22 protein-coding genes are annotated in these 24,278 nt (G+C 44.9%); 5 read left to right on the top strand and 17 right to left on the bottom strand.

All coding sequences use genetic code 11. The annotated features are described in order from the left end of the window. Positions 1-30 precede the first annotated feature (30 nt). The 3 genes from QUB24_RS06835 to QUB24_RS06825 are packed head-to-tail and all read right to left on the bottom strand — an operon-like array spanning position 31 to position 1,767. Complete coding sequence (locus QUB24_RS06835) at positions 31-822, bottom strand: hypothetical protein (protein WP_332946641.1); 792 nt, start codon at positions 820-822, stop codon at positions 31-33. Further along, positions 822-1,286: a hypothetical protein gene (locus QUB24_RS06830; protein ID WP_172186658.1), complete on the bottom strand. Its 465-nt coding sequence runs from the start codon at positions 1,284-1,286 to the stop codon at positions 822-824. Before QUB24_RS06830 ends, QUB24_RS06835 begins: the two co-directional genes overlap by 1 nt. A gap of 10 nt (positions 1,287-1,296) precedes the next feature. Then, positions 1,297-1,767 (bottom strand): hypothetical protein, encoded by a 471-nt coding sequence (locus QUB24_RS06825; RefSeq protein WP_172186659.1) that lies wholly within the window; start codon positions 1,765-1,767, stop codon positions 1,297-1,299. Between the two features lie 243 nt (positions 1,768-2,010). On the opposite strand from QUB24_RS06825, the gene QUB24_RS06820 reads away from it, so the two are divergent. Then, positions 2,011-2,322: a hypothetical protein gene (locus tag QUB24_RS06820; RefSeq protein ID WP_332946638.1), complete on the top strand. Its 312-nt coding sequence runs from the start codon at positions 2,011-2,013 to the stop codon at positions 2,320-2,322. 624 nt (positions 2,323-2,946) lie between these two features. Here the strand turns inward: QUB24_RS06820 and QUB24_RS06815 are convergent. Together QUB24_RS06815 and QUB24_RS06810 are read right to left on the bottom strand one after the other, a co-directional pair. Then, positions 2,947-3,189: a helix-turn-helix domain-containing protein gene (locus QUB24_RS06815; protein ID WP_333151810.1), complete on the bottom strand. Its 243-nt coding sequence runs from the start codon at positions 3,187-3,189 to the stop codon at positions 2,947-2,949. A 43-nt stretch (positions 3,190-3,232) separates the two neighbouring features. Continuing rightward, positions 3,233-3,583 carry a hypothetical protein gene (locus tag QUB24_RS06810; protein WP_333151808.1) on the bottom strand — a complete coding sequence of 117 codons (351 nt, stop codon included), beginning with the start codon at positions 3,581-3,583 and terminating at the stop codon, positions 3,233-3,235. A gap of 424 nt (positions 3,584-4,007) precedes the next feature. Here QUB24_RS06810 and QUB24_RS06805 point away from each other — a divergent pair, with 424 nt between their 5' ends. Continuing rightward, a complete protein-coding gene (locus QUB24_RS06805; protein ID WP_333151806.1) occupies positions 4,008-4,190 on the top strand; it encodes a hypothetical protein in 183 nt (60 codons plus the stop codon). A 74-nt stretch (positions 4,191-4,264) separates the two neighbouring features. Then, positions 4,265-4,810: a site-specific integrase gene (locus QUB24_RS06800; protein WP_333085761.1), complete on the top strand. Its 546-nt coding sequence runs from the start codon at positions 4,265-4,267 to the stop codon at positions 4,808-4,810. A gap of 35 nt (positions 4,811-4,845) precedes the next feature. Here QUB24_RS06800 and dnaB read toward each other — a convergent pair whose 3' ends face one another. Further along, complete coding sequence (dnaB, locus tag QUB24_RS06795; RefSeq protein ID WP_333151803.1) at positions 4,846-6,201, bottom strand: replicative DNA helicase; 1,356 nt, start codon at positions 6,199-6,201, stop codon at positions 4,846-4,848. 116 nt (positions 6,202-6,317) lie between these two features. After that, positions 6,318-8,024, bottom strand: a complete 1,707-nt coding sequence (locus QUB24_RS06790; RefSeq protein ID WP_333033767.1) for a hypothetical protein — start codon at positions 8,022-8,024, stop codon at positions 6,318-6,320. 18 nt (positions 8,025-8,042) lie between these two features. Between QUB24_RS06790 and QUB24_RS06785 the strand changes: the two genes are divergently transcribed. Then, entirely contained in the window at positions 8,043-8,333 is a 291-nt protein-coding gene (locus QUB24_RS06785; protein ID WP_333033766.1) for a hypothetical protein, read from the top strand. An 828-nt stretch (positions 8,334-9,161) separates the two neighbouring features. On the opposite strand, the gene QUB24_RS06780 is transcribed toward QUB24_RS06785, so the two are convergent. Then, on the bottom strand, positions 9,162-10,919 hold the full coding sequence (locus tag QUB24_RS06780; protein ID WP_333033765.1) for a helix-turn-helix transcriptional regulator: 1,758 nt from the start codon (positions 10,917-10,919) through the stop codon (positions 9,162-9,164). A gap of 20 nt (positions 10,920-10,939) precedes the next feature. On the opposite strand from QUB24_RS06780, the gene QUB24_RS06775 reads away from it, so the two are divergent. Beyond that, the gene (locus tag QUB24_RS06775; RefSeq protein WP_333151800.1) at positions 10,940-11,122 is read left to right on the top strand and encodes a hypothetical protein; all 183 of its coding nucleotides are present in this window, start codon (positions 10,940-10,942) and stop codon (positions 11,120-11,122) included. Positions 11,123-11,355: 233 nt separating this feature from the next. Here the strand turns inward: QUB24_RS06775 and QUB24_RS06770 are convergent, their stop codons facing one another. From QUB24_RS06770 to QUB24_RS06730, 9 genes are all read right to left on the bottom strand, one after another. Beyond that, the gene (locus QUB24_RS06770; RefSeq protein ID WP_333151798.1) at positions 11,356-12,501 is read right to left on the bottom strand and encodes a ParB/RepB/Spo0J family partition protein; all 1,146 of its coding nucleotides are present in this window, start codon (positions 12,499-12,501) and stop codon (positions 11,356-11,358) included. A gap of 108 nt (positions 12,502-12,609) precedes the next feature. Next, complete coding sequence (locus QUB24_RS06765; RefSeq protein WP_333151796.1) at positions 12,610-13,440, bottom strand: ParA family protein; 831 nt, start codon at positions 13,438-13,440, stop codon at positions 12,610-12,612. 307 nt (positions 13,441-13,747) lie between these two features. Continuing rightward, the gene (locus QUB24_RS06760) at positions 13,748-14,371 is read right to left on the bottom strand and encodes a hypothetical protein (RefSeq protein WP_333151794.1); all 624 of its coding nucleotides are present in this window, start codon (positions 14,369-14,371) and stop codon (positions 13,748-13,750) included. An 831-nt stretch (positions 14,372-15,202) separates the two neighbouring features. After that, positions 15,203-17,590, bottom strand: coding sequence for an ATP-binding protein (locus QUB24_RS06755; protein ID WP_333151791.1), 2,388 nt, complete (start codon positions 17,588-17,590; stop codon positions 15,203-15,205). A gap of 590 nt (positions 17,591-18,180) precedes the next feature. After that, positions 18,181-18,984: a hypothetical protein gene (locus QUB24_RS06750; RefSeq protein WP_333151789.1), complete on the bottom strand. Its 804-nt coding sequence runs from the start codon at positions 18,982-18,984 to the stop codon at positions 18,181-18,183. A gap of 109 nt (positions 18,985-19,093) precedes the next feature. Beyond that, a complete protein-coding gene (locus tag QUB24_RS06745) occupies positions 19,094-21,118 on the bottom strand; it encodes a hypothetical protein (protein WP_333151787.1) in 2,025 nt (674 codons plus the stop codon). Between the two features lie 173 nt (positions 21,119-21,291). After that, positions 21,292-21,999: a hypothetical protein gene (locus QUB24_RS06740; protein WP_333151786.1), complete on the bottom strand. Its 708-nt coding sequence runs from the start codon at positions 21,997-21,999 to the stop codon at positions 21,292-21,294. Positions 22,000-22,163: 164 nt separating this feature from the next. Then, on the bottom strand, positions 22,164-23,249 hold the full coding sequence (locus QUB24_RS06735; protein ID WP_333147365.1) for a hypothetical protein: 1,086 nt from the start codon (positions 23,247-23,249) through the stop codon (positions 22,164-22,166). A 23-nt stretch (positions 23,250-23,272) separates the two neighbouring features. Then, complete coding sequence (locus tag QUB24_RS06730) at positions 23,273-24,268, bottom strand: hypothetical protein (protein ID WP_333151784.1); 996 nt, start codon at positions 24,266-24,268, stop codon at positions 23,273-23,275. Positions 24,269-24,278: the final 10 nt, after the last annotated feature.

The raw sequence follows: 24,278 nt of genomic DNA, 5'->3' as shown, positions 1-24,278 counted from the left end.
CACTCGTAATTATTCGGATTCAGGGGTAATTCAAATTGACAAGGTGCTTTTGTTCCAGAGTTCAAGAATTTGCTGAAAATGTCGATGGCGGTCAGTAGCAAGCCAGTCAATGACCTGTTGAGCCTGGGTTATTAATTCTTTAGCACTTTGCCATTGTTCTGATAAAAATATCAAGTTTTCGACTGTCCATTCTCCAAATTGATACTCGTGTTGAGCGCAGCCGTCAAGCCAAATATTACCCGTTGAGTAATTGAGGAAACTCAGTACAATTGGCATCCCTTTTACGGGAAATTCAGCCAGAGAGCAAAACTGTTGGAATTGCTGATGATTGATCCTATCTGGTGGTAGAATCTGAGAAAATGAAACTTCAAATTCTTGTTCATACCAATCTTTCATCTCATTTTCAGTTAGCCAATTTAGTCCTTCAGAACTTAGAGAAAGCAGGATTTGCCATTCAGGAGCTAAGGAATCAATATCTTCATAGCTCAACCAATCCAACCCCCAAGACTCAATCAGGAGTTGGTCGAGGCGTTCTTCTTGTGCTATTTCTAATTGCCAGGGGCTGATCGGGATAAGTTCTGTTTCGTCAAGAAGACGGAAGAATTCTAATTCGCGGGGGCTATGATTATCAGGAGTATCCGAGTAAATAGAACTGGTACTGGTAGCAAATTCAGTTGAAAAAAAGTGCTGGTAAAGATTGAGAAGTTGAGCGCTATTGAGCGTTTGTCTGAGAAATTCAATCGCTTCAAGTGGCTTAGTTACTGGGTAGGAGTGTCGCAAAGCGGCAATGGCTTGCGACACAGACAAAATAGTTGCAGGCATTAAAAATTAAGAGGAATTTGGAGACAAGCAATAGCTGGCGCAAGTTGGAGTTTTTTGAGAGTGTCTCTAAATCGCTGTAGTTCTTGCTCACCCAGAGCGATCGCGTCAGAGAGTTCTTGAGCCCGACTTGCCAAGGTTAGCGGAGTAACACAACCGCTGATAGAGTCGCATTGCAGAGCCCAAGTGAGTTGGACAGCTTGATTCGGTTCTTCCGGTGCGGAGACAAGTGAGGGGAGTGGGGAATGGGGAGTGAGCAGTACGCATAGTTCTTTTTTCCAATCTTCTTCTACACCCTTTGTCTTGGCTTGTTTGATGATTTTAATGGGTTGACCTGTTTTTCGTTCAATTGTAGCGGAGCTTAATTCAGGGAAGTAAGGAAGTAGGACTTCTAGCAATTTTTCATCATTTGCAGTAATTTCGTTGGGCAGTTCGATTTGCCTGCCTTCATATTCTATTAGACTCATTGTTACCTCTTTAAAACAGGGGGATTTGTACTCCAGCTTCACCTTTGTTGACGGGGTGGTTAGCAGGATTTTGAAGATTTGGTTTGGCTTTTTTCCGGGGTTGACCAACAGAAGAACGAATTTGAGCGCTCACTTTTCGGTTAGGTAGGTTAGAGGCTAACCGCTGGAGCAATTCTTGTAAATGGTTTGGCCAAGCTCCAATCGAGTTTTCTCTAACTTGTACTAATAGTGGTAAGTCGTCATGGCTCGTTGCTGTAATTTCTACGATTCGCCCTTCTGGATGCCCATCGTCTGGTCGCATAACAATGTGGATTTTGATTGTACAAAAATTGAATTCATAAGGTTCTGATTCTCCTTCATCAAGTAAGTCAGGACTCTGTGAAGTGTTCTCAGTTTTGTTGATGGTTTCACCCACTTTTTGAGTAGCTGAAAGTGGAATATCCTCTCCAGTTGGTTCGGAATTTGGTTCTATTTGGGTCATGGCTGGATTCGCAGTACAAGCAAGTGCAGCTTATTCTCAAAAATTGCCGCGATCGCGGCCTTGCTTTTAACGATCTATTTTTTGTAAAGTTTTAACGGTAAGCGTGTTTCCCAAGAAATTTCTTAATTAATTCCCATTAATTATCTGTCCGACAAGATGCGGTCGCACTTGTCTCTATTGATTCTTTGATTGTAATTGCTCAACCCCCTTGACAAGAAGACGAGATAGACATTAGATAAAGGAATGGAAAAACTACCCGGCTTAAAGCAACTATTGAACGAGGCAAAAGAAGCCTTGATAGTAGAGCTATGGCAAGAAATCCAAAAACTCAGCGCAACATTAGCCACCTACGAACCTTGCGCCAGAGCCATCTCCCAAAAAAACTCTTCAAAATTCCGAAGTATTGATAGAGAAGGAATATCTATTGCGCTCGCAAGCTATATTACTATTAGCCACATCTACGATTGCACAGCTATCAATCAGAGCATATTTACTTATGCAATTGTAACTATCCGTACAAATGCGATCGCTCTAGAGCGTCAATCAATACTATGATAAAAAGTTGTAGTTAGTAGAGAATCAGTAAAATATATAAAAAATTCTCCCAGCTATCAGTAGGTTCTGTCGCTGGGAGAAATCGCTGGAAAGTCGGTTTATTCAACTAACGCAGGTATCTCGATTAATTCGATTTCAAACCTTCGCTGCATTCGCCGTTATTCTTTAGGCACAGTAGGCTTTGGTTGCATGTCAAAAATAATCACAAATGTGCGCGTTTTCACTAATCGCTGCAAAACCCGTAGATGATCATCTGCATCGTTTCTCTTACGAAATCGTGCCACAATAACACGCTGACAATTAGGAAGCAGGCTAATGATACACCACGGGTGCAATTTTTCAGAGTAGGTCATTTTAGTACCTCAGCAGTAAAAGTAACAGATTGTGCTCTTGTTTCATTGCTTGCCAAGACAGTAATTGAATAATCTTGTCAAAGACAGGTCACGGTGACATTGATATTTGATGAGGTTTGTGCTAAGACAAGCTCAAATTATCTTTTGATGCTGAAAAAGCTTGGTGTATGTATAGCAGCCACCAAAACTGTTGGAACAAGTCAGCAGTATATGATTGCGACAACGTATACAGTCGTTGCCCTGAACAGTCTTTCCGTTATACCCGCCACTATTAATCCAGGCTATTCTCTTCGCAAGGCGGACACAGGAAAGCCACCAATGTCTCTGGAATTTCCTCAAAGTGTTCCAGCAGAAAATCCATTAAAGCCAAATGACGCAAATCGACAGCAGTAGGAAATCTGCGATTTTTCCCCTTTCTAAACCAACCCCGCACTGTAGAATCAGAACGAGAACAAATAAAAGCAATTTCCTCATAACTCACTCCCCACTTTGCATAAAACTGCCTCGGTGTCATTCCGAATTGGCATTGACTGTAAACTGCAATCAAATTGCGTTCTCTATCGGTCAGATTCTGCTGCTTTTTTATCATCCTCAAACTTCTCCAAATCTTCCTCCCAGGCAGTATCAAACTGACACCACGTTGCACTTTTGGAATCAGGAGTAAGGCAAATTATGTAGCACCACATCCAACAGCATTGACACTGTTCGTAATTGTAAAATTTGCCGATAACCATTCCTCTGTCAGCTTCTTCGCTAACACCCGTCCAGCGCACCATCTCGCCGCACTTAAAGCGCGGGAGATGAATTTTGGCAAAGTTTACAGGAAATTCAATTGCAGGCGGCATATCCTTCAACTGTTTTAGTGGCAGGGTCGAAATCAAATCTCGCTTTCCTTTTGAGATTGACATGAGTTCTTAACTGTGCATCGACTGCAACAGATTTGTTTTGATAGGTTTTTATGCCAATTTCTTGATAAAGAAATTGCAGCGCGATATTTCCTTAAATCAATCAATTGGAATCTATATTTGACGAACTATTCTCAAAGCCCAACTCGGGCTAGGCTATCAGTTTTTTGAGATACCCCCCAATCGCGTTGATGTCAAGTCCGGTTGCAGCCGACTTGTATAGTAAAGGTGTAGTTGCTTTCGTCAGCGAGGTGCGATGATGGACAAACGTCTCCAAATCGAACCACACCGGGAAGTAGAAGGGTTATTGGAGAATATTGATGACTTGTTCTTCAGGCTCTAACTGGCCGCAAAAAAGGTTGCAGGTAGAATCAAACAATAGTATAATTAGATTAGTGAATAATAATTTTATTGGTAGCGCGGTGTTATGAACGCCCAAAAACCTGTTACTTTCAGAGACCTCATAGACGCGATCGCCACCTTACCGATTATCAACTTTTCCGAGAATTCGAGTCAGTTGAATAGCAATAAGCGGGAAGTGAGTTGCAATAAGCGCCTCCGATTGCCCAGAAAGCGATTGAGCCGGATTTGGTTAGCCATCAAAGAATAGAAGCCAGTTAGCCTACTTGACGTAAACCCCCTTTCGTCCAATAATGAAGGAATTTACGCTAAGAGGGCTGCGCCGTGAAGGTTCAAGGGAATGGGCGCGCTAAGATTTTGACGCCCGCAGAAATTGACCGACTGTTTGACCGGGGTTTTATTACAGCAAGGGACAGGCTTTTGTTTGCTGTAACTTTTTACTGCGCCTGCCGCATTTCAGAGGCGTTAGCTTTAACAACTCACGACATTGTTGGGGGGTCAGTCACGTTGCGGAAAGCGACGACAAAGGGGAAATCAGCAACGCGAACGCTGCCGCTCCATCCTATGCTGGCTAAGTATTTAAAGGCTTACAATCCAGATGTAGGTTTTTTGTTTCCGGGGCGAGACAATACGAAGCCTTTGACTCGCGCCGCATCGGATGTGATTTTTAAAGAAGCTTGCAAGCGGGTAAGAATTAAGGGGGCTTCAACACATTCGATGCGGCGGACGGCGCTGACTAATTTGAGCAATGCGGGGGTGCCGCTGCGGGTGATTATGGAGATTTCGGGACACAAAAATTTGTCGAGTCTCCAGCGCTATTTGGAGGTACAGCCGGAACAGCTTGTCAAGGCGATTGGACTTTTGAAGTAAGGCGACAGAGCTCAATATTTTCCTGTCCTTCAATATTACCGGAGTTTATAGATATTCCGAAACCGACAGCATTCAGCCTCAAACAGCAACTTAACCGTTCCCGTTCCGCTATTGCGCCCTTTCAATCCAATAATTTCAGCGATTCCCCGATCGGGAGAATCAGGATTGTAATAATCGTCCCTGTAAACTCCAAGCACAACATCCGCATCCTGTTCAATTCCACCAGAGCCACGCAAATCCGATAAACTTGGACGCTTGTTCGTGCGAGTCTCTACCCCCCGATTGAGCTGAGAAAGCAGCACAACCGGCGCGTCAACCTCGCGAGCCAAAATCTTCATCTGCCGCGTAATTTCGCTAATTTTATTGACAACATTTTCATCCGCCGAATTCACCATCAATTGCAAGTAATCAATAATTACCAAACCCAATGGGCCGCGCTCACAAACAAACTCCCTAACTCTGGAACGAATCTCCAAGGGAGACGGTTCCAAACTTTCGTCTATCCAAAAATCAGCATCGCTAACTTTCCCTAAAGCCGAAGCTAGGACTTCGTACTTACCAGCTAGGTTAACTTTCCTGATATCTTTCACCGACACCCCACTCTCAAGTGCCATTAGTCGTGCTGCCAAGTCCCGACCTGGCATTTCCATCGAAAACATCAAAACTCGACCGTTCGTGGAAAGGGAAGCAATGTTGTAGCCAAGGGCACAAGCCAAAGCTGTTTTGCCGCTGCCGGGGCGACCTCCTATGACAATCAATTCACCTCGGTAAAATCCCCCTCCCAAGAGGTCGTCGAGGTCGTAAAACCCTGTGCTGATTCCAGGAAAGTAGTTAGCAGTCTCCAAGCGCTCTTCCTCAATTTCATCTAGATATCGCCAAAGCTCTCCGCAGTATTCGGAGAGAGGTCGAATAGCTTTTTGTCGCTCTTCTCTGTACTTATTGAGGGCAAAAATCTTTTCCTCGGCTTTATTTAGTATCGCATCCAATTCGGTGGAAGTCTCGTAGCCAAGCTGCACGATGTCATTGCCAACTTTGATGAGTTCGCGCCGGACAAACTTGTCCATGACTAGCAAGGCATACTGGTCGATATTGACGGCTGAAACAGTTCGGTCTACCAGCATTACCAGTTTGATTTGACCTCCTACTACTTCCAGCAGGTTGTGGTCGTCGAGGAAGGTGGTGATGTTCATCAAATCTGTGGGCTGTTCTAGAGAATGCAGCACCAAAGCGGCCCGATAAATATGTTGGTGGACTGTAATTGCCAATGCTTCGGGACGCAGAATATTTGCGATTCTTTTAATGGCTATTGGATCGATCAGAATTCCGCCTAAAATTGCTTCCTCTGCATCAATATTGCTCGGAATAATTTTGTCAACTAAACTGACTGCCATGTCTGGTATTCTCCTTTGATCTTGTTGCTAATTCAACTGTGCGAAAAGTTGTCTAAAAGATGAAAAGCTGTCTAAATGGGTTGGACGATAACTGTTTTCACAGCTAAGCTAAATAGCTAAGTAGTAGACAATTTGTTCACAATTTGTTTTGCTTGCTGAGGAAATCGCTGTATCCACTGCAAGTAAATTTGCTGCTGAATACCTAGCGCTGCGAAAGCTTCTTCGCCTAGTTCTTGGAACTGTTCGGATAACTTTCGGTGAGTTGTTAATGGCATATACTGAGGGTCAATATAATCCTCAGTTATTCTTGTTGTCTGTGCAGAAGGAGAATTTTTTGGAGTTGGAGAAGAGCCTGCTGAAGCTGGAGACGAAACAACATTTGTTGGGTTCGAGTTTGGAAAACCATTAGTTTTTCCCCACCAACGACCGCGCAAACAGTCAACAATCCATCCTGAAGGGTTAGATATTTGCTTTGTTTGGCTTCTGATTTGCAGCAGGTTTATGGCTGCTTGAATTTCTTCTAAGTTGTACTGGAGGACGCAAACTCTCAATTCGGGATTCATCCCTCCTGTGGCTTGCATAACTATCTCGACAATCTGAGTCGCATCGGGGTTTGTAATTGCAACCGCTTCAGAGTTAGCAATCGCAACTACTTCGGCAATTTTAGTCGTTTCGGAATTGACAATTGCAACCGCTTCGATAATTTCAGTTACATCAGGATTGGAAATTGCAACCGCTTCGGAATTGGCAATTGCAACCACTTTGACAATTTCAGTTGCTTCGGAGTTAGCAATCGCAACCGCTTCGGCAATTTCAGTTACATCAGGGTTGGCAATTGCAATCGCTTCATAATTGGCAATTGCAACCACTTCGGCAATTTCAGTTGCTTTGGAATTGGCAATTACAACTGTTTCGACAATTTTAGCGACTTGAGGATTAACGAACGAAGATGTTTCGAGATTTAACCGGACAGCTTTGTTGGTTATTGTTGGTTCGGCGCCAGAGATTCTTTGATGGTCGAGGCTGTCGAGTTTTGTGGGTAGTTTTTGCGGGGGTTCAGAGGTTAAACCTGTTTGTTCTGAACTGCAAGGTATTGTCGCATCATCGATCGCTTGAATTTTATCTGAATTAGTATTCAGATATTCAGCGGTTGGGGCGGAATATTTATCCTCAGTTAGAATTTTTAGTCTTTGTTGTGAATTTTTATTTGACTGACTGTCTTTGGTCTGGATTTGAGTAGCAGGTTTTGGTTCTACATTTTTTGGTTTTACATTTGTCTTGGCTAAATTTTCTCTTTCTTCAAAAAAACTTAAAAAAACAGCAGCAACATTTTCAGTGCTTTGCTGTCCTTTCTTATCCTCTGTAAAGAGTACGGCGCCATCAGGGTTTGAACCCTCTATTTGCTCAATTTTTGACTGTTGACGTTGATTTTTTGATGAGTTGCTCAGTTTTTGGAATTTTGAGTGGGTATGAGTGAAGGGGCGAACGTCGCCCAGGTGCTGCACTGCTATGCGAAAAATGCCGCGTCCGTAGTTTTTCAGGATTTTGACCAAACCGAGTTTTTCGAGCTGTCTGAGGGCTGTCCGCCTGGTGTTGGGGCTGTAGGGCTTGCCATTGCGGACTCTTGTGGCTCGTTTTTCGCCCAAGGGGATGTCATAGATGTCGATTTCCTCTGGTTTGCCGCCGATGCAGGTTCTGTACAGGTAGAGGGCGAGTTTGATGGCGCTGGGGGTAGCGCCTTCGAGTACGTCGGCCAGGGCTTCGTAAATTGAGGCATATCTGGTGAGTGGTGGTTTGTGCCAGGTAGTTGTATCTGCAACCATTTTTTGTTCGCGGTAAAAATGAGCGTGTCACTTTTAGCGGCTGTGGTAGCTACTAGAAGCGTGCGAGAGGGGTTGTTATGGATTTGGTCGGATTTGGTCGCGGGGTATCCGCTCGTGCTTGCAGCAGGAAGGCGAGATGCGCTCCATCGCGCTGCATTGGCGATCGATCGTCGAGCCCGTGCGATTATTTTTTCCATCCTGCCAGGTCGATCGTCGCGGGATGTGGTGGCGGATCAGTCTTGTCAGACTTATAAGAGTTGTAATCAAAAGCTGAAACTTATATATAGCAAGAGTTTCAAAAAATCATAATCCTGGGATGTGGATAAGATTATCCTGGGATGTGGATAAAATTGTCCTGGGATGTGGATGTTTTTGTAATCAAGCTTAAACCCATATACTGTAAGGGTTCAAGCTCGATTTTTTAAGTTTTTTTTATGATTACACGGCTGCTGTCAGCTTGATTACGGCAACTAGCCCTTTAGGCTCGCTGGATCTCGCTAATTCTGAAAATAGGAGTATTTGAATGCGTTCACCTGCATAGCTATCCGCGAGATACCGGACAAAACTGGACAACCAGCTCAAACCAGTAAAGATACAGCCCGGTAAAGTCTGGACTGAGGTTGCGTTAAGAAAGTCATGGCACCCGCAAGATACGCAGCCAGCCCCAGGCTCTGTCGCTGCGATCGCTCAAATTGAATAACAACTTGAATAACCAATCTTTTATTGATCGGGCGTAAAAAATTTTTGCTTGCTGTTGATTAGTAAGGCTTTTGCTGGGTAACATCAAAATTCTCTAACGTGCCTAAAATCGACACAGCGCAAGGTCAAAGTTTTTTATCTGCTTGAAGTCACGATCGTAGGATAAAAAACACTAACCCAATCTATGAGCAGCTTTGGGTAATACAATTTCTCTAAAATGCTGCTACAATGCGGGTCGAGTACCCAATACAATTAGATTCGAGCGGTACAAACTACTGTTGCATTATTTTGGAGAAATGGTATAAGTTTTCCGAAGCAGCGACCAGTGAGGCGACGAGTCAGTTTGGTACGAGTACCGCGCCCCAAAACTGAATTCAACAGCCGACAAGTTTCAAACCCCCATCGATCTAAAATCTCCAATCTCAAATGCGATCGACTTCACTCAGCGATATCCAATAGAGCGAGCAATTTAGTCTCTATTTCCGGGCTGACAGTCCGCTGACCACGCTCTATCTGAGCAATCAGCGACTGTGAAACCCCCAACCAACCAGCTAATTTTCTCTGAGTCCACCCCTTACCTTCACGGGCTTTTCGCACGGAAGCACCTGCTATCGAGAGTGGTTTTGCCGAAGCGCGCTTTAATTGTTTGGGTTGGGTCTTCTTTGAGATTAAAAGTGGGATGGGTTCTGGCTGAAGGATGGTAATTTTGGCCGCCAGCCAGCATTCCAGGTAGCCTTTTGGGTTTCTTTCTTTGTTCTCAGGCTGAAGTTTATCTGGATAAGTTTCCGGGTCAAATTCTATTTGCCACTCCAGATTCATTAATAGTTTTAAGGCACTATCCCAGCTCTGCTTTAATTTGTAGGCTTTGCGATTATCGCTGCGAGCTGAGTCAATTTGTGGAGATGGTAAAATCGCTTTTAGTAGCGTTAAAACTCGGTATTCACCACTGGCGTGAAATCGGCTTTCTATGGTGACATGAATTGCTAGTCTTAAGGCAAATTCGTTATGGTACGGATCGATTCTCAGCACTTGCTGGGAAAGATAGCCAAACTGATATAACGCTTCTCTCGACTTGGCTCCAGCTCGGTTCAAAAAATCCTGAGTCCACAATCCGGGTTGGACTGTGATGTAGATTTCATGGGGGTTGTCTATCTTACCTTCAAAATTTAACTGACCTTGGGGTTTGATGTAGACATTCCACATTCTCCCTACAGGAGCACTAGCTATAATTTGCCCTTTCTTGTTCATTCCCTCAATCCAAACAGCTTTGACCAACAAACAATCAAGGGCAAATGCTGTATTAGCAATCTCTAGCAGTTTTTCTATTTGAGTTTTTTTGTGATTTTTATCCCATCCCATTTCCTTAACAATATCGCTGGCTTTTAGTGTAAAGCTGCTGTGCCAAGGAGTCTCTTGTTTCATGGTGTGAGCTGCAAAAATAATGTGCAATTTTGCGCTGGTAAACCCAAACTTATCAATGATTTGCTGGGCTTCGTTCCAAGGCAGCAGGGTAATGTCACCTGGGCTGGAAATGTAATGCTCGATATAATTGTTTGAGTTACCCTTTGCTTCATGTTGAAAAACAGCAATACTGCTGGCAGCTTCATACCACAAATCAGGTCGGATCTGCGCGCGGAGACTGGAAGCCATCAGAGCTGCTGTTGGAACAGCTTCTACAGATTTATTCTTGAATAATGGGGGTTCGGTTACTGGAATTGGAAGGGGTGCAAGTTCTAAGATTTTTGCCAACTGAGCTGCTGATAGATTTTGTATATTTATTTGTTGTAGTAATTCATCGGCAGCATGATATCCACACGCACTAATTATCTGAGATTCTGTCCGGGATTCGGATTTGGGTAAGGATGCGTCAGGGTGAAAAGCGATCGTTCCAGGCAGAATATCCGATAGGTTTTCTCCTCGCTCGCAGATATCTAATTGATTCAGTATCCACTCTGCATTCTTTTCCAGAAAATCAGATATAAAGTATTTCTCGAATGTTTTTTCAATAGTTCCTAATAATTGTGGGGTGATTTTTAAATCGCGATACGGTAAGTGTTTTATTCCACTGTTTTGAGATATAATTGTTTTCAAAACATGATGCAATCGGGTAGCAATATTCACTAATATTGAAGATAGGAGTTTACCTTCTCTACCTAGTTTGAGAGCGTATTGTTGGATGCGATCGCGGTCTCTCATAAGGACAATGTGTTTTCAGGTTGCCACATATATCGAATCAAGCAAGATTTAACCCGCCGACTATTAATGGTAAAATCCTCAAGGCGATCGGTGCTTGCTACAACCAACAAAAAGCTGTTTTGCGATCGAAATTACCGTCAGACAGAACAACTTATCAAAAAATTCAAAAACTGACTCACAAGCTTGCATTGCCTCATGGATAACTACCTCCACAATGCAATTCGTTTATTATAGATTGTCTGGCAGCTAATCAGATCGAAGGCGATCGATAAAAACGATGGGTAGAAACAGTCGATCGATTTCAGCAGACAGCCCCATCGAAACTTTGTTGTTATACCAAATTCATAAAATATCGCTAAATATCTACCCCCTCAACTCCCCCGTTCGAGGGGAGGAGTTAGAACTGCCTCTGTAGCAGAAATTTATGAAATTGGTATTATTCCCCACCATTTTGTTTCAAAACCGCCTCAATTTCCGCCAGCTTTTGGCGCAAAACCTCCTGCAACTCCACCAGTTGTTCAACCTCAGCTTGCTCCAACACTTGCGGTGACAGCTTTTTCAAATTCCCGGTTGCCAACTTGACCTGCTTGAACGGGCGGGCTGCTCCTGGGAAATCATCCAGAGTGGAACTGATAATTTCTTGCACCAATTTACGAGTTTGGGTCACTGACAATTTATCGGCAATAACTTGATTAGTTGTTTTAACTCTAATCGGCAGCGCTTCTTCCTCTGGCAAGACTAAATTTTTAGCAGAGAGTTTAGAAAGAGCCATTGCATGAACCCCTTTAAGTCCTAATTGCCTGATAGCAGTCTTAAGGTCATCAGCCAAAGACAGCATCGGGAAAATGTTGGCATCGATAGAAGCGGGATTGAGCTGCAAATCCAACAGTGTCCGCAAAACGGCCAACTCTTGTTCATCCAAACCCAAAGCGGCCAAACCCTGTTGCTGCTCGTCAGGTGCCACCGTCACCAACTCGGAAACCAAGTTCATCCGTTTTTGCGCGTTCAAGCGTCGCACCACTGTCGAGAGAATGCGGGGGATAGTTGCAGCTTCCAAACCCGTATTTTCAGACAACTCCCGCACAATAGCTTCTGCTTTATCGAGGGGATTGAGATCTTCCCGGTGCAGGGAAGTCAGCAGTGCTTTGCGGTGCAAAGCCGCGGGTTCTGGAACGATCACAGCTTGTAAAGTTTCCCAGCCCAGATTTTTAGCGCTGCGCCAGCGCCGCTCTCCATCGAATATCACCAAATCCCCCCGTTGAATCAAGATAATGGGTTGCAGTTGTCCGTCACTAGCAAGGGAACGGGACATGGACTCGATACTTTCCGGCAAAAATGTCTGTCTGGGTTGTTCAGGATTAGGCTGAATTTGGTCTAGTGAAATGGAGAGGATACCGCTGGCGGATTCTAGTTGTTCTCGCAGTGCAGTCAATTGAGATTCCAATTCCGTTGAACCCGATTTTCGCAGTTCTTCAATTTCTGCTTTGAGTTCCTGAATCTCGGATTCAGCTTCAGAGAGGTGCATTGACTGCTTGGCGGATGAAAAATAATTTCCCAAGTCGGGAGCTTTACGGGTGGCCATAGCGATTTTAGATTTTAAATTGGGGATTGGAAGAAGTCAGTTCATGGCTATAAGCCAAAAACGAAGGATTCGTTTTCGCCGGCGCAAGTTGTGACTGTGAATCAAACACTATTTCTTTTTTTTTCCTTTTTTGGCAATAGCCGGAGCAACTCCATTTCCCATTAAAGTAGCTAGGTGCTTAACAATTTCTTTGAAGTCGCCTAAAGCTGGGTGAAGCGGGCGATAAAGGTGTAATGGCAACCCTTGACCGCTGGCATTAACAAATTCTGCACTGTCCCGAATAGGTGGAAAAACGCGGATATTCATCTGCTCTAGCTGGGCTGGCAAGGACTCTAAAAGTTGTCGGTGGACGGCTCGTTTCGTATCGTATTGGTTGGGTACAAACCCTAAGATTTCTGGTTGCGGCTTGAGGCGTAATTGTTTGCAATGGTGGTAGTACCACTCCAGCAGGTGAGCTGCTCCTTGAATTGATTTTGGTTCGAGCTGTACGGGCACTATTATATGAGTGCAAGCAGTTAGTGCCATCAAGGGCAAGGGGCCGAGGGTAGCGGGGCAGTCGAAGATAATTAGGTCGTGATCCATTGGATAGTCACTCAGGCAATCGCCCAGAAGATAAGCGCCACGCTTGTGCAGAACTAACTCGTCTGCTGTTTGCGTCAGCGTCATTCCGCCTTGACAAACGGTTATATTATTGGTGTGGGAACTCCAGCCTTGAGTAAGAGGCCAAGAGCCATTGAAGCTTTCTCGCATTATGGCGGACAGTGTGTGTTCTGGCTCTGGCGGATTTAGACCGCAAAAAAGGGTCAGGGAGCCTTGGGGGTCGAGATCCATAATGGCTACTTTCAAACCCCTTAACCCCAGTTCGTAGGCGAGGTGAACTGAAAGTGTGGTTTTGCCAGTGCCGCCAGCATTGCTGATGACTGCTAGTCGAATTTGCATGGTTTTGAATTAAGTAGATGATTTAAGTATGATATATCGAGAGTCGGCATCAGATATCGATATATGAGAGGGCATCGCCGCTAACCACCGTTCTGCCTTACGTTGATCCAGCAAGTTAATATTTAGTCTGACGAGTAGATTATCGTCAAGTTTAGTACGGGGAAGATTGTTGAAAAGAATTTAAGTTCGATCGCTAGACTGAAACACGGAACGTCATATATCGATATCTGAGGTATGGGATCTAACCGCCGAGTTAACTTCGATCGCAGTCTTGCGACGGTGCGAGCGTACAATGTACTAGGGAACTTCAAAGGCACGGAAGGGTTGGGCGAGTCAACTGAACAATTTGCATTAAAATACCTAGAATTAGTTGAATGTTTTCAATAAAATGCTCTGTTGTTTCAATATAAACCGTCCTATCTTCTAGTTTCATGAACCTCCAGATACTGCCTGTTGTCACTGCACCATAAACACAGGAAATGCTGTTATCTTTTTGAATATTAAAAATCTGGGCTGCCAACATTTCTGCAATGCACTGGGCAATTCCCGATTTGATATTGTCATTCTTGGCTTCGACAAGTGTAAACACGGGAGCATTTAAAGATAATTGTTCTGGTGAATGACTAATCATAAAGTCACAAATGCCATTCAGTCCTTTGACTCGATCAATATTAAATTCCGTACCGGAAAAGAGGCTGATTTGACGATCGCACCGCCTGCGGAGTTCAATCAATACCGGAGCGACTATCATCTCCGATCGCGCTTTTTCCGTGTCAATTCCCAAGGCTAAGGGAATATTTTCGGCTAAGGTTTCCTTTAAAAGCTGACTGGGTGCGATCGGTTCTACAGCCGTAAAGACTTCAGATACTTCTCTAATTGTTAAGCCGAGTTTATGCTTAATATCATCTAGGGAAAATTCGCTATAAGACATAATAGTTGCACCTTTCACTCCGTCGCTCTAATTTTATATTTAGATCGCGTTCGTTAAGCCAGGAAGCTATTCATAGCTTTGTCCCGATTTTGGTAGGTTTTTACGAACGGATGTTCCCAACAGATATGACCAATAATAACCTTTGTTCCCGATCCCAGCTCGCTCTGAATCTCCAACTGAGCGCTAATCTGCTCGACCCGCTGCCACATTCCACCCAGACCAAATCCGCTGACTTGCTACTGCGGATCGAACCCGCATCTGTCGTTACGTACAGACAGGTACAGCCGATAGCATGGAGTAAACAATCAAGTGAGCGTGAGTTTTTAGCAGATTATCGGCTGTACCTCTGCTCGGCATTGCTCTGTCAAATCGTGCTGCTCTGAACAAAATCGTCCTAATGCTTTGCGATCTACCGAACGTCATATATCAATATCTGAGGTACGAACTCTAAAAACCGAGTTAACTTTGATCGCAGTCTTGGGATTTGGTGATCGTACAATCTGCCGAACGTCATATATCGATATCTGAGGTACAGACTCTCACCGCAGAGTTGATTTTGATCGCAGTCTTGGGATTTGGCGCTCGTACAATCTGCCGAACGTCATATATCGATATCTGAGGTAGGGTTGTAAACACCCGTCAACTTTGATCGCTATCTTGGGATGGTGAGTTCGCCTAATCTACCGAAATGCACTCGGTGAACGTCATATATCGATATCTGAGGTACGATTCTCAAAACCGAGTTAACTTTGAGAATAGTCTTGGGATTTGGCGATAGACTAAGGTTGAACTTCATATATTGATATCTGAGGTACGAATCTAAAAACCGAGTTAACTTTGATCGCAGTCTTGGGATTTTGCGCTCGTACAATCGGCCGAAATGCAATTCTGAGTCAAATCGCTGATAATATCTAAACTCATATTTTCCACTAACTTGGTCAAAGCCCCAGCAATTTGTTTCTGGGAGCGAGGAATTCGCTCAATCAACAGCCTTACCGCTTGCTCGTCTCCACAAGCGGCTGCTTTATAAAGCTTCTTAATCGACTCCCTCGGCAACACAGACAGCGACTCAGAAGTCAGTTGCACAACAGGCTCATCCTGTTCGGACTTCCTAGACGACTCCTCTTCATAGATATAGCGAACTCCCAAATGAAGCGCCATCTTCTCAAAAATTACTGTTTCTCGGAACGGTTTGGCAACAAAGTCATCGAAGCCATTCGACAAAGCGAGTTTCTTGGTTTCAACAAACGCATTAGCGCTCAAAGCAATAATTTTTGTATTGGAGCCGTCAGGCAGAGAACGAATTTTTCGAGCAGCTTGAAAGCCGTCTAAAAGCGGCATTTTCAAATCCATCCAAATTAAATCCGGCTTGTACTTTTGCCACAATTTAACAGCCTCAGTTCCGTTATCCGCAAACCACAAAAGAAAGCCGGCTGACTTCAATATCTGAGTTAGTAGCAACCGATTTGCCGACTCATCGTCCGCTACCAGAATGCGATAATTTTGTTGGTTGGGTGCCAGTCCATTCACTTGTTTTTGAGGCTGGATGTCACGGACTTCGCTCTGTGTTGCACGACTCACTTTAATGTAAAAACTGAAAACCGTTCCTTTCCCCACAGAACTTTTGACCTTGATATCGCCACCCATCAGCTTGACGAAAGAGCGGCTGATGGGCAATCCCAAGCCCGTTCCCGTTTGTGATTTCCTGCCAGTTTCAGTTTGGACGAACGGCTTGAACAAACGGCTAATCTCTTCAGGGGCAATACCAGGGCCTGTATCCTTCACTGAGAACTGGAGAAAGAATTTGGGTAACGGTTTTTTTGCCAGCGGCTGAAGGCATTTTACAGTCAGCTTCACCCTACCCGCCTCAGTAAATTTAACAGCATTACCCAACAGATTAATCAAAACTTGGCGCAGCTTGCTTTCATCAGTTCGGACGTATTGCGGTACATCTTTCCGGAGTTCAAAAACAAGTTGCAATCCCGACGACTGAGCTTTGAGTTGGAACATCCGTTCTATGTCCTTGAGCAAACTGTACAAGTCAACAGCAGTTTCTTCGAGGGTGATTTGACCTGCTTCAATTTTGGACAGCGACAAAATATCGTTGATTAGTTTCAACAAATGCTCGCCACTGCGATTGATAATATCTAAACTCGACTGCTGTTCCGGTGCAGTTTTTTTAGAGTTCACAAGCAAGTGAGCAAAACCGATAATCGCATTCAGAGGCGTTCTCAATTCGTGGCTCATGTTAGCCAGAAAGGTACTTTTAGCGCGATTGGCGCTTTCGGCGGCAATTTTAGCTTGTTTTAGTTCCTTCGTTGTCTGTGCAACTTGCCGCTTTAAATCGCCGGAATATTCTTCTAGCCGCTGGCGAGATGCTTTTAACTGGCAATTCATGCGCTCGAAAGCACAGGCTAGGGCTTCGAGTTCGGCAACGCCGCTACCTGAAACTGTTGAGTCGAAGTCGCCGCCAGCTATCGCCTCTGTTGCCGAAATTAACCGCAGCAGCCGCTGTTCTATTCTTAGGGAAATGGACAGCAAAAGGCAGATAGAAAGAATCAAAGCCAGCAGCACGAGCAAAATAGTGTTGCGAGTATTGGCCTGAACTTTTTCCGTGAAGTCCGTTTCGGGTACAACTGCCACAATCAGCCAATTTAAGCCTTTCGAGTTTTCAAAAGGTCTGACTTGCAGCAAGTATAATGAGTTGCTGGCAGTAAAGTTAAGATTTTGGCTGCTGTTAATAGCAGCGAGGCTGCCATAATGTTTAAGCAAATACTCTGTGGAAAGCTGGATTACTTTTTGTTGCAGAGCTTGGGCGCGAATTCGCTGCTGGGAGTCAACAGAAATAGACGGTTTTAGTTCAGTTACCTCGTTCCAAGCAACTAAGTGTCCCGAACGGTCTAAGATAAAGGCTTGACAGTTAGGGCTGATGTGGAAATCGTGCAAGTTGAATGTTGAGGTTGGGGTGGGAAAAGCAGGATTTGTTTTTTGTTGAGGCAATATTGTTTTTGGAGAGTCTGACCCATTTCTTTTCCCATTTGGTTTGATTGTGACTCCGGCTGTTTGACTTGGGCGAAGTTGGTTTACCGAACCAGTTTGCATTTTTTTATAAGTCCCTTCTCCTTTCCCAACCCCAACCCCTTCTTTTAAGTAGTTGTCAAGGCGGTCAGAGATGCGGCTCGTTGCTTCTCCCAATAGCTGTGCAACTAAGTCATTCATTGTCTGCCGCCCTGTTTGAAAAGAAAGCCATCCGGTCAGACATAGTAAAGTCGAAATCAGGAGAGCGTTGGGGACTGTAAGCACAACGCGCAGCGGGAGGGCAGACTTTTTTTGAACTGAGCTTTTTGGGCGGAACATTGGTTAAAAAAAGGGAGTGCGAATGAGGGAAAAAACGTTCTTCCGAGAAAGTATTACTGCCGAACCGTTCAAAAAATACCTATTTAAGATGTCTTTTCAAAACTGATAACTCAGCTTTGCGTTGAGTAGGAAGTAAAAGAGTTATCCCCTCTCACTCACCATCCCTGCTCACTCTCATTATGCTGTTTCACTAATTGCTATTATTAATAGCGCAGCTTCAAAGCAATCAGAATCAGTCAAAAGCCATAAGTTCTCAGAGCGAGCGGTTAGTGACACAGGCTCCAACCTGACTCAGCGCGGGCAGTATTGAGGAGAGGATTCGCATCTCAACTTTTCGATAATCGGATGGGTAATAGGAAGTTAGGAGACAGTCAGTCAAATTCTCTCCCACTCCCTATTCCCTACTCCCCATTCCCCATTCCCGTTACCTATTCCCGCAGCTCCGGCTCCAATCAAAAAGCAGAGCGACTTTTAAGAAGCCGAGTAGTTCGGGCTGTTGGCGGTTGTCGCTGTTGAAATCTTGTTCCAGGGTAGTTCAATTCTTCTCGTGCAATGCGGCTCAGCTCGACAATCACAGACAAGTCTACTCCGGCTCGTGCAGCAGCATCTGCCGCCGATAGATTCTGATTTCTTACCAGAGCTAAAAATTGCCGCACGCTGTAGACTACTGGGTCGTTGGCTGCTGTGTAGCCTTTTTGAATGGCAATCAGCAATCCTTTTTCGACATCTGATACTGCGGGGGCGCGACCTCTATCAACGTTCACAGTCGGCTCCATTCTTGGGGTGAGGGGAGCGATGCGAATTCCTAAGTGTTCTGGTTCTTTGTTGGTAGGAACGATGTTGAAGTTGTAAAGTCGCTGTTTCCCTTTTGAATCTACAGTTTTGATTGAAAGGTTAGTGATGGTAGCTGTGGTAGCTCCCGGAAAATTGAGCGCTTGAATGGGACGCAAGAAAACAGTTTTGGCTTGGCCGCTTGCCAACTGTGCATCGGTGCTGAAAACTATTTTTGAGGGGTCGGCAATTAAAACGTAGGCGAGAGCTTCATCGGTTGAGCTGAAGTCGATCGCACTCGCGCGACCGGGATAGACTAAAATATCGATCGCACTATTGACGGCAATATCTCGACCCACAGTTTGATAGCCTGTTACTCTTGATTGAGCAAAAGCACAGTTGGGGTAGCTTGCAGTAGCGAACACTGCTGTGAACAAAAGCCCTCCGAGGGAAAGCATTCTTGGGGATTGGATGCGATTCGTCATGGCAGTTATTCGTTGATGTGGAGAAAATTGTTGACAGTAGAAACGGGGATTTCCTTTACTAATCGCCGCAGTCGCGTTGGGGCGACTTAACCGTTTACCGACGGTTTGGTTATCGGTAAATGTTGAGAAAGCTGTTAACAGTAATAGAAACCGGGGTTCCTTTATTAACCACAGCTACATTGGGGCGGTTTAAAAGTTCTTCAGTTGCTCTATCTGAGCGGCTTTCCATCCGTTTTGCCAGGGGGCTGAAGAAGCCATCGAGGACGGCTGACCAAATTTGGGGGTCTCGACTTTCAACGGTGGTTGTACTGCTCCCAAACCTACCGCTAATACTGCTAGAGCTCCTGACTTTAGGGTCTGCGAACACTTGACCGACTCGTCCAACTCCCGACAGCACTGCGGTAAGGATATCCTGTCCGGCAATATCTGAACCTGGGTCGAAGTAGCCTGAAGCAATCAGCGGCTGTCCGCCCTCTCCTGCAATCAAAATTGCGCCTTCTGGAATGGGCTGCTGTTTAATCTGACCGTTTCTATCAGAGTAGACGAGCGCCACAGCAGTAGCTTGTACCATGCGATTGGTCTTGCTGACGGTGCTGGCTTTGGCAATGACAACCGTGCCCGCAGGAAAGGCAATAGAGCCGTCAGTTGCCGTTACGTCGGCTGTGAGAGTGACGGCAAATTTGTCGTAAAGCTGTTTGCCTGAGCCTTCATCCCACAGCAGGGGAACCGAAACTACGCCGTTGGCTGTGGTTCCAAGGGGAACCTGAGCTGTTTGGGAGGTTGAGGAACTTTGGGGCGTGCGGTTGAGAATGCCTTTTGCCCCTGGGGAGTTTACTTGTTCCAGAGTTGGGGAATTTGTTAAGGCAGAAGCCTCTGGAGCAGCTTCTGGGGAAAGGGTTTGAAATTCTGTATCAGGCAAGGATGTTCGGCTCGCGCTCAGTCGAGCCGCAGTCTCGATTGGGCTATCGGTAGAATCGGAACTTGTTTGGGGAGAAAGGGCAGCCGGAGTTAATTGGTTGGTGGGGTTTTGGGAGTTGTCGGTGGTTTCGAGGCTGTCCTCTCCTGCGGGAAACTCCGGGTGTAGCCTTTCCCCGGTGGCGTTATTTGGGCGGTTATAAAATTCTTGTGGGATTTGTTCCAAAGAAACGTATGAGGGTTGCAACTTTTGGTTGCCGATATTGACTGTTAGGAATTCACTTGTTGGAGTTGGGTTCGTACTAGCGGCGGCGGTAGCACTTGTTGTCGCTGGAGTGCTTGGTGTTGCACTCACGGCATTCGCTATTCGGTTAGGGTCAAAATTTCCCCTAATTTGTCCGAGTTGAGCGAGTTGGTTCCACCGCTCAAACGGGTCGATTTTTTCTTCTCTTGGAGTTGGAATTAAAGGTGGGGGTATTAACGGTTTGGGTATGGGGGCTGGTGGGGGCGCGGGTGTTCTTTGCGGTATGGGTGCGGGTACTGTTACCGTCCGCACTACTGTTCTGGGTGCGGGTAGGGGTTCGCGTAGAGGAGTAGGTGGCGGTGCAGCGCTCCGGGTAGCGACTAGACGCGGAGTTCGCGGATTTCGTGGGGCTCTTGACGGTTTGGGCGACGGTTCTGTTTTGGGTTTTGCGGTTTTTTGCGGTTTTTCGGCTAACAGTTTTTGTTGGTCTTGGTAAGCTAATTTAGCCAGCAACTCCGGTTTTTCATCTTTAATGGTGCCAGAAGAGCTTTCTTTTGGTGTTGATTGTGCGATAGGTTCGCGAGGTGATTTAGGCTTGATAAATTGCCAAATCAGCAGTCCTAGCAATAGTATTCCACCAGTCAATAGCAGTATTGTCACTGCTCTAGGAACGCCTCTTTCGGAAACAGGCGGGGGCAGTGGTCTTTCCTCATCTTGAGCGAGTTGATATTGAGTTTCAAGTGTTAGGGGTGCATTGGGGTCAAAGTTAGCAATGAAGTTCTCGTCAATGTCATCGTCAGAAGGGGAAGGATTTGGAGAAGGGGAAATAGGGAAATTGATGTTGCCGTCATCATTGTTTAGGGTAGATTCACTTGATGCACTTGCATGATTCATATTGGCTGTAGTGGTGAACTTACTATTATCAGGACTGGTATTAATTGAATTGTGGGTTGATATATTTGTTTGGTTAGTCATGGCTTTATGATGAATTGAATGTGTTGTGTTTAACCGTACAAGAAAAAGAAAAACTAGAATACTTCAAGCAAAGGGATGGAACATACTAAATGTTTAATTTATTTAGTTTTTACGGAAGGTTTTTAAATTTACCGACTTGCCGGTTCGTCCCCTCTCCATGTCTCTTTCCTCTTCTATGGTTTGAATTCGACTATTCGGGAAATTTCTAATCCGGCTGCTCTCAAAGAGTGAATAGTCTTCTCTAATTCATTAGCGTTTTCTTTGAGAGGGGATTTGGGAATTTCTACGGCTTTGACGGTGAAGGTTCGATTAAACTGTTCTCGGCTTTCTCCAATGCCTTGTTCCAGCACGACGCGAGTAGCAATTACATCTATTTCCCAAACTCCTCTTTTTATTTCTCTCGGTTCTGAGATGTGAGAGATATAGACTCCAGAGCGGGTTTTTCCTGAATAGATGGTGTTGGGAACGAGTTGGGCGAGTTCGACAAGGGAAGCTTTACCAAACTCTGATTCCATCATCAACGAACCCATCCAAGCAGTTGTAGGAACTTTGGCACTGCCTTTAACTTTAATGCCGGGGTCTGGATCATTTGTGCCAGGAATTTTGCCTGACCAAGCCCAGGTTAAATTGACCCAACTGGATACGAAAGTTTGGATAATTTTCGGCTCTCTGTACAGTTCATCTTGTTCTGCAATTCGTGCTGCGGTTCCGTCTTTTAACTGGACAAAGGTAACTTTTCTTTGAGATAAGGCTCTCAAACTGACTGTATTCACTAAAACAGCAATTGTCAGGAGGAAAACAAAGCTTGTTAGCAGGACAAAGCACAAGGCTAAGGTGTTTTTAGATTCAGGGAGTAAGGGTTGGAATTGTGGAAATTTCATGATTTTATTGGAGGGGGAAGGGGAAGGGAGAGGGAGAGTTGGAGAGTGGGGGAGGGTGGAGAGAGGGAGGAAAAACAAGTGATTATTAGCTTTTATCGCTACTAATTAGTGCTAGTTTTGATTCAACTCAAAAAAGCGAAAATCTATGCTTCCTTCCCCTTCCCCTAGATCAGTTTTCCGGCAATAACGCCGATCGCGTTACTGGCAATATCTGTAAGCTGTTTGGTGCTATTGGCGATCGCACTGTACAAAGCAGTTCCTCCACCCTTGGCTATTAACACGGCAAGAATGGGAGAAAACACAGCTAAAAAGAATAAAAAGGCGATATCTGTAACTAACTCTGCATCGGATTTGACAATCACTACAGCGACTAAGCCAACGACGATGTTGTAGCCCAATTGCACTCCAAATAACGACATAAACCCTATTAACCAAGCCCAGATTGGTTTTCCTTGCAGCGGCAGCAGCGACAAGCCCATTGCAATCGGCCCGAATAGAGCTGTTAGCAACAATGCTGCTTCTAAAATATTGACAAATGCCCACTGTACTGATCTAAGAATTAAGCGAATGATGGGCAAGACAGTAGACCTAAAAACTTGTCCTGCAAAATCGCCATTTCCTATATCTTGAAGATTGGCAACATTGCCTAAGTTTTCAACAAACCGCTGCAAGCTTTTGAGGGGGCCTCCATTTTGCTGTTCCGCTGCCTGAAGGATTTGTTGAGCTGGCTGTTTTTTGCTGTTCCAGCATTCCACTAAAGCTGATCCAACTTTGCCCTGACATTCGCTGTAGAGTTTTTCAATCTCTTCTTTGCCAGCACTGGTAAGGTTAACGTCGCTCAGGGCAGTTCTGAAGGTCATTTCTCCGACTTGAATCTTCATAATTTCTTGCACTTGAGTGCTGCCTACAGCTTTGATGAATTTGACGCTTTCAGCTAAGACTTTACCGTTGTTACTGAGAAATACTACAATCACAAGCGGCCAGATAAACATGGCTACTAGCTCTGACCAAGACTGTTTTTCGATGATTTCTTTGCCACTGGTGACAGCGAGGTAAGTAACAGATATTCCCGCCAGAATTAGTCCTAGTTTGACTAAGGCAATCCAGAGAGAGGATTCTTGAGTATTGAAGGTGTTAAACCAAACTAAATTCCAGGATTCGACAGTTTTTTGAGAGACTTCTATGGCATCAGATAGAGTGTCCAGGGCTTGTCCTGCTGTGCTAGTTTGGGCAATAAATTGTATAAACATTGCGGTATCTCCTTACGGTGATTTCAGTCTTCGTTTGCCCCTAGAGCGATGCCTCCCGGCATTTGAAACAATCCAGCTTGAGTAGAAGAAGCGGTAGCCGCCGCAGCATCCTGCCGTCTCTGGGCTGTGTTAATTTCGTTGAGTTCTTCAGCTTGTTGAGCATTGAGAATGTTGGCAAAACTGCGATCGATTTGAGCTTGCTGGCCCTGCATGACTAAGGCACTTTGATTTTCTGCTGATAAGGCTGCTTGCTTAGCTGCGATCGCACTTTGTTGAGATATGTTTCTCATAATGTTCTGGGTGACATCTTGACCTTCGGAATCAGCACCCAATTCCATTGAATTTTGGCTCTCGCGATTAGTTTGCTCTACGTTCTGCTGGACAATTTCTTTCATCTGAGCTTGCTTTTGTTGAGCTTCTTTACTGAGAGTGGCTTTATTGGCTTCACTGACAGCACTTTCTCTTTCTGCGAGTTCTGCGGTATTCTCTTTGAGGCTGTAAGAATCTTGCGGTCTCTTCTCTAAAGCAGCGGATAGTTTTGTCCCTTCACTTTCGGAGGTGTTGCCGTCCATTATGCTTTTAACTGCTTCTTTTAGGTCTGGAACTTTCAGTTCTCCCAGGAATGAAGAGAGGGTTGACTCTATTTCACTGCTGAATTCTTCGACTTTATTTAACAAATTGTCCCAGATGCCTGAGATGCTGTCGGAGATGGTGGAGATGGTATCTGAAATTTCGCCTGTTATGCCGTTAATTGTGTTTTCTATACCTCCTATTTCTTTCGGGTTGCTCAAGAAGTTATTAGCTGATTGTTGGATTTGGCTTTCTATTTGTTGATTGGGAACTGTGAAGCTAGAGCGGTTGAAAGTGCTGCTGTTAGGATTGTTTGAGGTGGGAAGCTGTGTAGCAGTCGGATTGCTGTCAGAGGTTTGAGCTTTTGCTTCAACAGAATTTAGTATTAAGCTCAGCCAAATTGCAGGAATGCCGAGGGCAAGTTTGACAAGAAATTTCGGTGATTTCATCGGTTTTTCT

This window comes from Microcoleus sp. B9-D4 (genome assembly GCF_036705105.1).
GTDB lineage: Bacteria > Cyanobacteriota > Cyanobacteriia > Cyanobacteriales > Microcoleaceae > Microcoleus.
Note: the sequence above shows the minus strand (reverse complement) of the source record. Positions and strands in the feature narration are given on the sequence as shown.

Excerpts from the sequence above, each read along its gene's own strand:
- QUB24_RS06835 (WP_332946641.1), bottom strand. The coding sequence starts at position 822 with ATGCCTGCAACTATTTTGTCTGTGTCGCAAGCCATTGCCGCTTTGCGA.
- QUB24_RS06830 (WP_172186658.1), bottom strand. The coding sequence starts at position 1,286 with ATGAGTCTAATAGAATATGAAGGCAGGCAAATCGAACTGCCCAACGAA.
- QUB24_RS06825 (WP_172186659.1), bottom strand. The coding sequence starts at position 1,767 with ATGACCCAAATAGAACCAAATTCCGAACCAACTGGAGAGGATATTCCA.
- QUB24_RS06820 (WP_332946638.1), top strand. The coding sequence starts at position 2,011 with ATGGAAAAACTACCCGGCTTAAAGCAACTATTGAACGAGGCAAAAGAA.
- QUB24_RS06815 (WP_333151810.1), bottom strand. The coding sequence starts at position 3,189 with ATGACACCGAGGCAGTTTTATGCAAAGTGGGGAGTGAGTTATGAGGAA.
- QUB24_RS06810 (WP_333151808.1), bottom strand. The coding sequence starts at position 3,583 with ATGTCAATCTCAAAAGGAAAGCGAGATTTGATTTCGACCCTGCCACTA.
- QUB24_RS06805 (WP_333151806.1), top strand. The coding sequence starts at position 4,008 with ATGAACGCCCAAAAACCTGTTACTTTCAGAGACCTCATAGACGCGATC.
- dnaB (WP_333151803.1), bottom strand. The coding sequence starts at position 6,201 with ATGGCAGTCAGTTTAGTTGACAAAATTATTCCGAGCAATATTGATGCA.
- QUB24_RS06790 (WP_333033767.1), bottom strand. The coding sequence starts at position 8,024 with ATGGTTGCAGATACAACTACCTGGCACAAACCACCACTCACCAGATAT.
- QUB24_RS06785 (WP_333033766.1), top strand. The coding sequence starts at position 8,043 with ATGAGCGTGTCACTTTTAGCGGCTGTGGTAGCTACTAGAAGCGTGCGA.
- QUB24_RS06780 (WP_333033765.1), bottom strand. The coding sequence starts at position 10,919 with ATGAGAGACCGCGATCGCATCCAACAATACGCTCTCAAACTAGGTAGA.
- QUB24_RS06770 (WP_333151798.1), bottom strand. The coding sequence starts at position 12,501 with ATGGCCACCCGTAAAGCTCCCGACTTGGGAAATTATTTTTCATCCGCC.
- QUB24_RS06765 (WP_333151796.1), bottom strand. The coding sequence starts at position 13,440 with ATGCAAATTCGACTAGCAGTCATCAGCAATGCTGGCGGCACTGGCAAA.
- QUB24_RS06760 (WP_333151794.1), bottom strand. The coding sequence starts at position 14,371 with ATGTCTTATAGCGAATTTTCCCTAGATGATATTAAGCATAAACTCGGC.
- QUB24_RS06755 (WP_333151791.1), bottom strand. The coding sequence starts at position 17,590 with ATGAATGACTTAGTTGCACAGCTATTGGGAGAAGCAACGAGCCGCATC.
- QUB24_RS06750 (WP_333151789.1), bottom strand. The coding sequence starts at position 18,984 with ATGACGAATCGCATCCAATCCCCAAGAATGCTTTCCCTCGGAGGGCTT.
- QUB24_RS06745 (WP_333151787.1), bottom strand. The coding sequence starts at position 21,118 with ATGACTAACCAAACAAATATATCAACCCACAATTCAATTAATACCAGT.
- QUB24_RS06740 (WP_333151786.1), bottom strand. The coding sequence starts at position 21,999 with ATGAAATTTCCACAATTCCAACCCTTACTCCCTGAATCTAAAAACACC.
- QUB24_RS06735 (WP_333147365.1), bottom strand. The coding sequence starts at position 23,249 with ATGTTTATACAATTTATTGCCCAAACTAGCACAGCAGGACAAGCCCTG.
- QUB24_RS06730 (WP_333151784.1), bottom strand. The coding sequence starts at position 24,268 with ATGAAATCACCGAAATTTCTTGTCAAACTTGCCCTCGGCATTCCTGCA.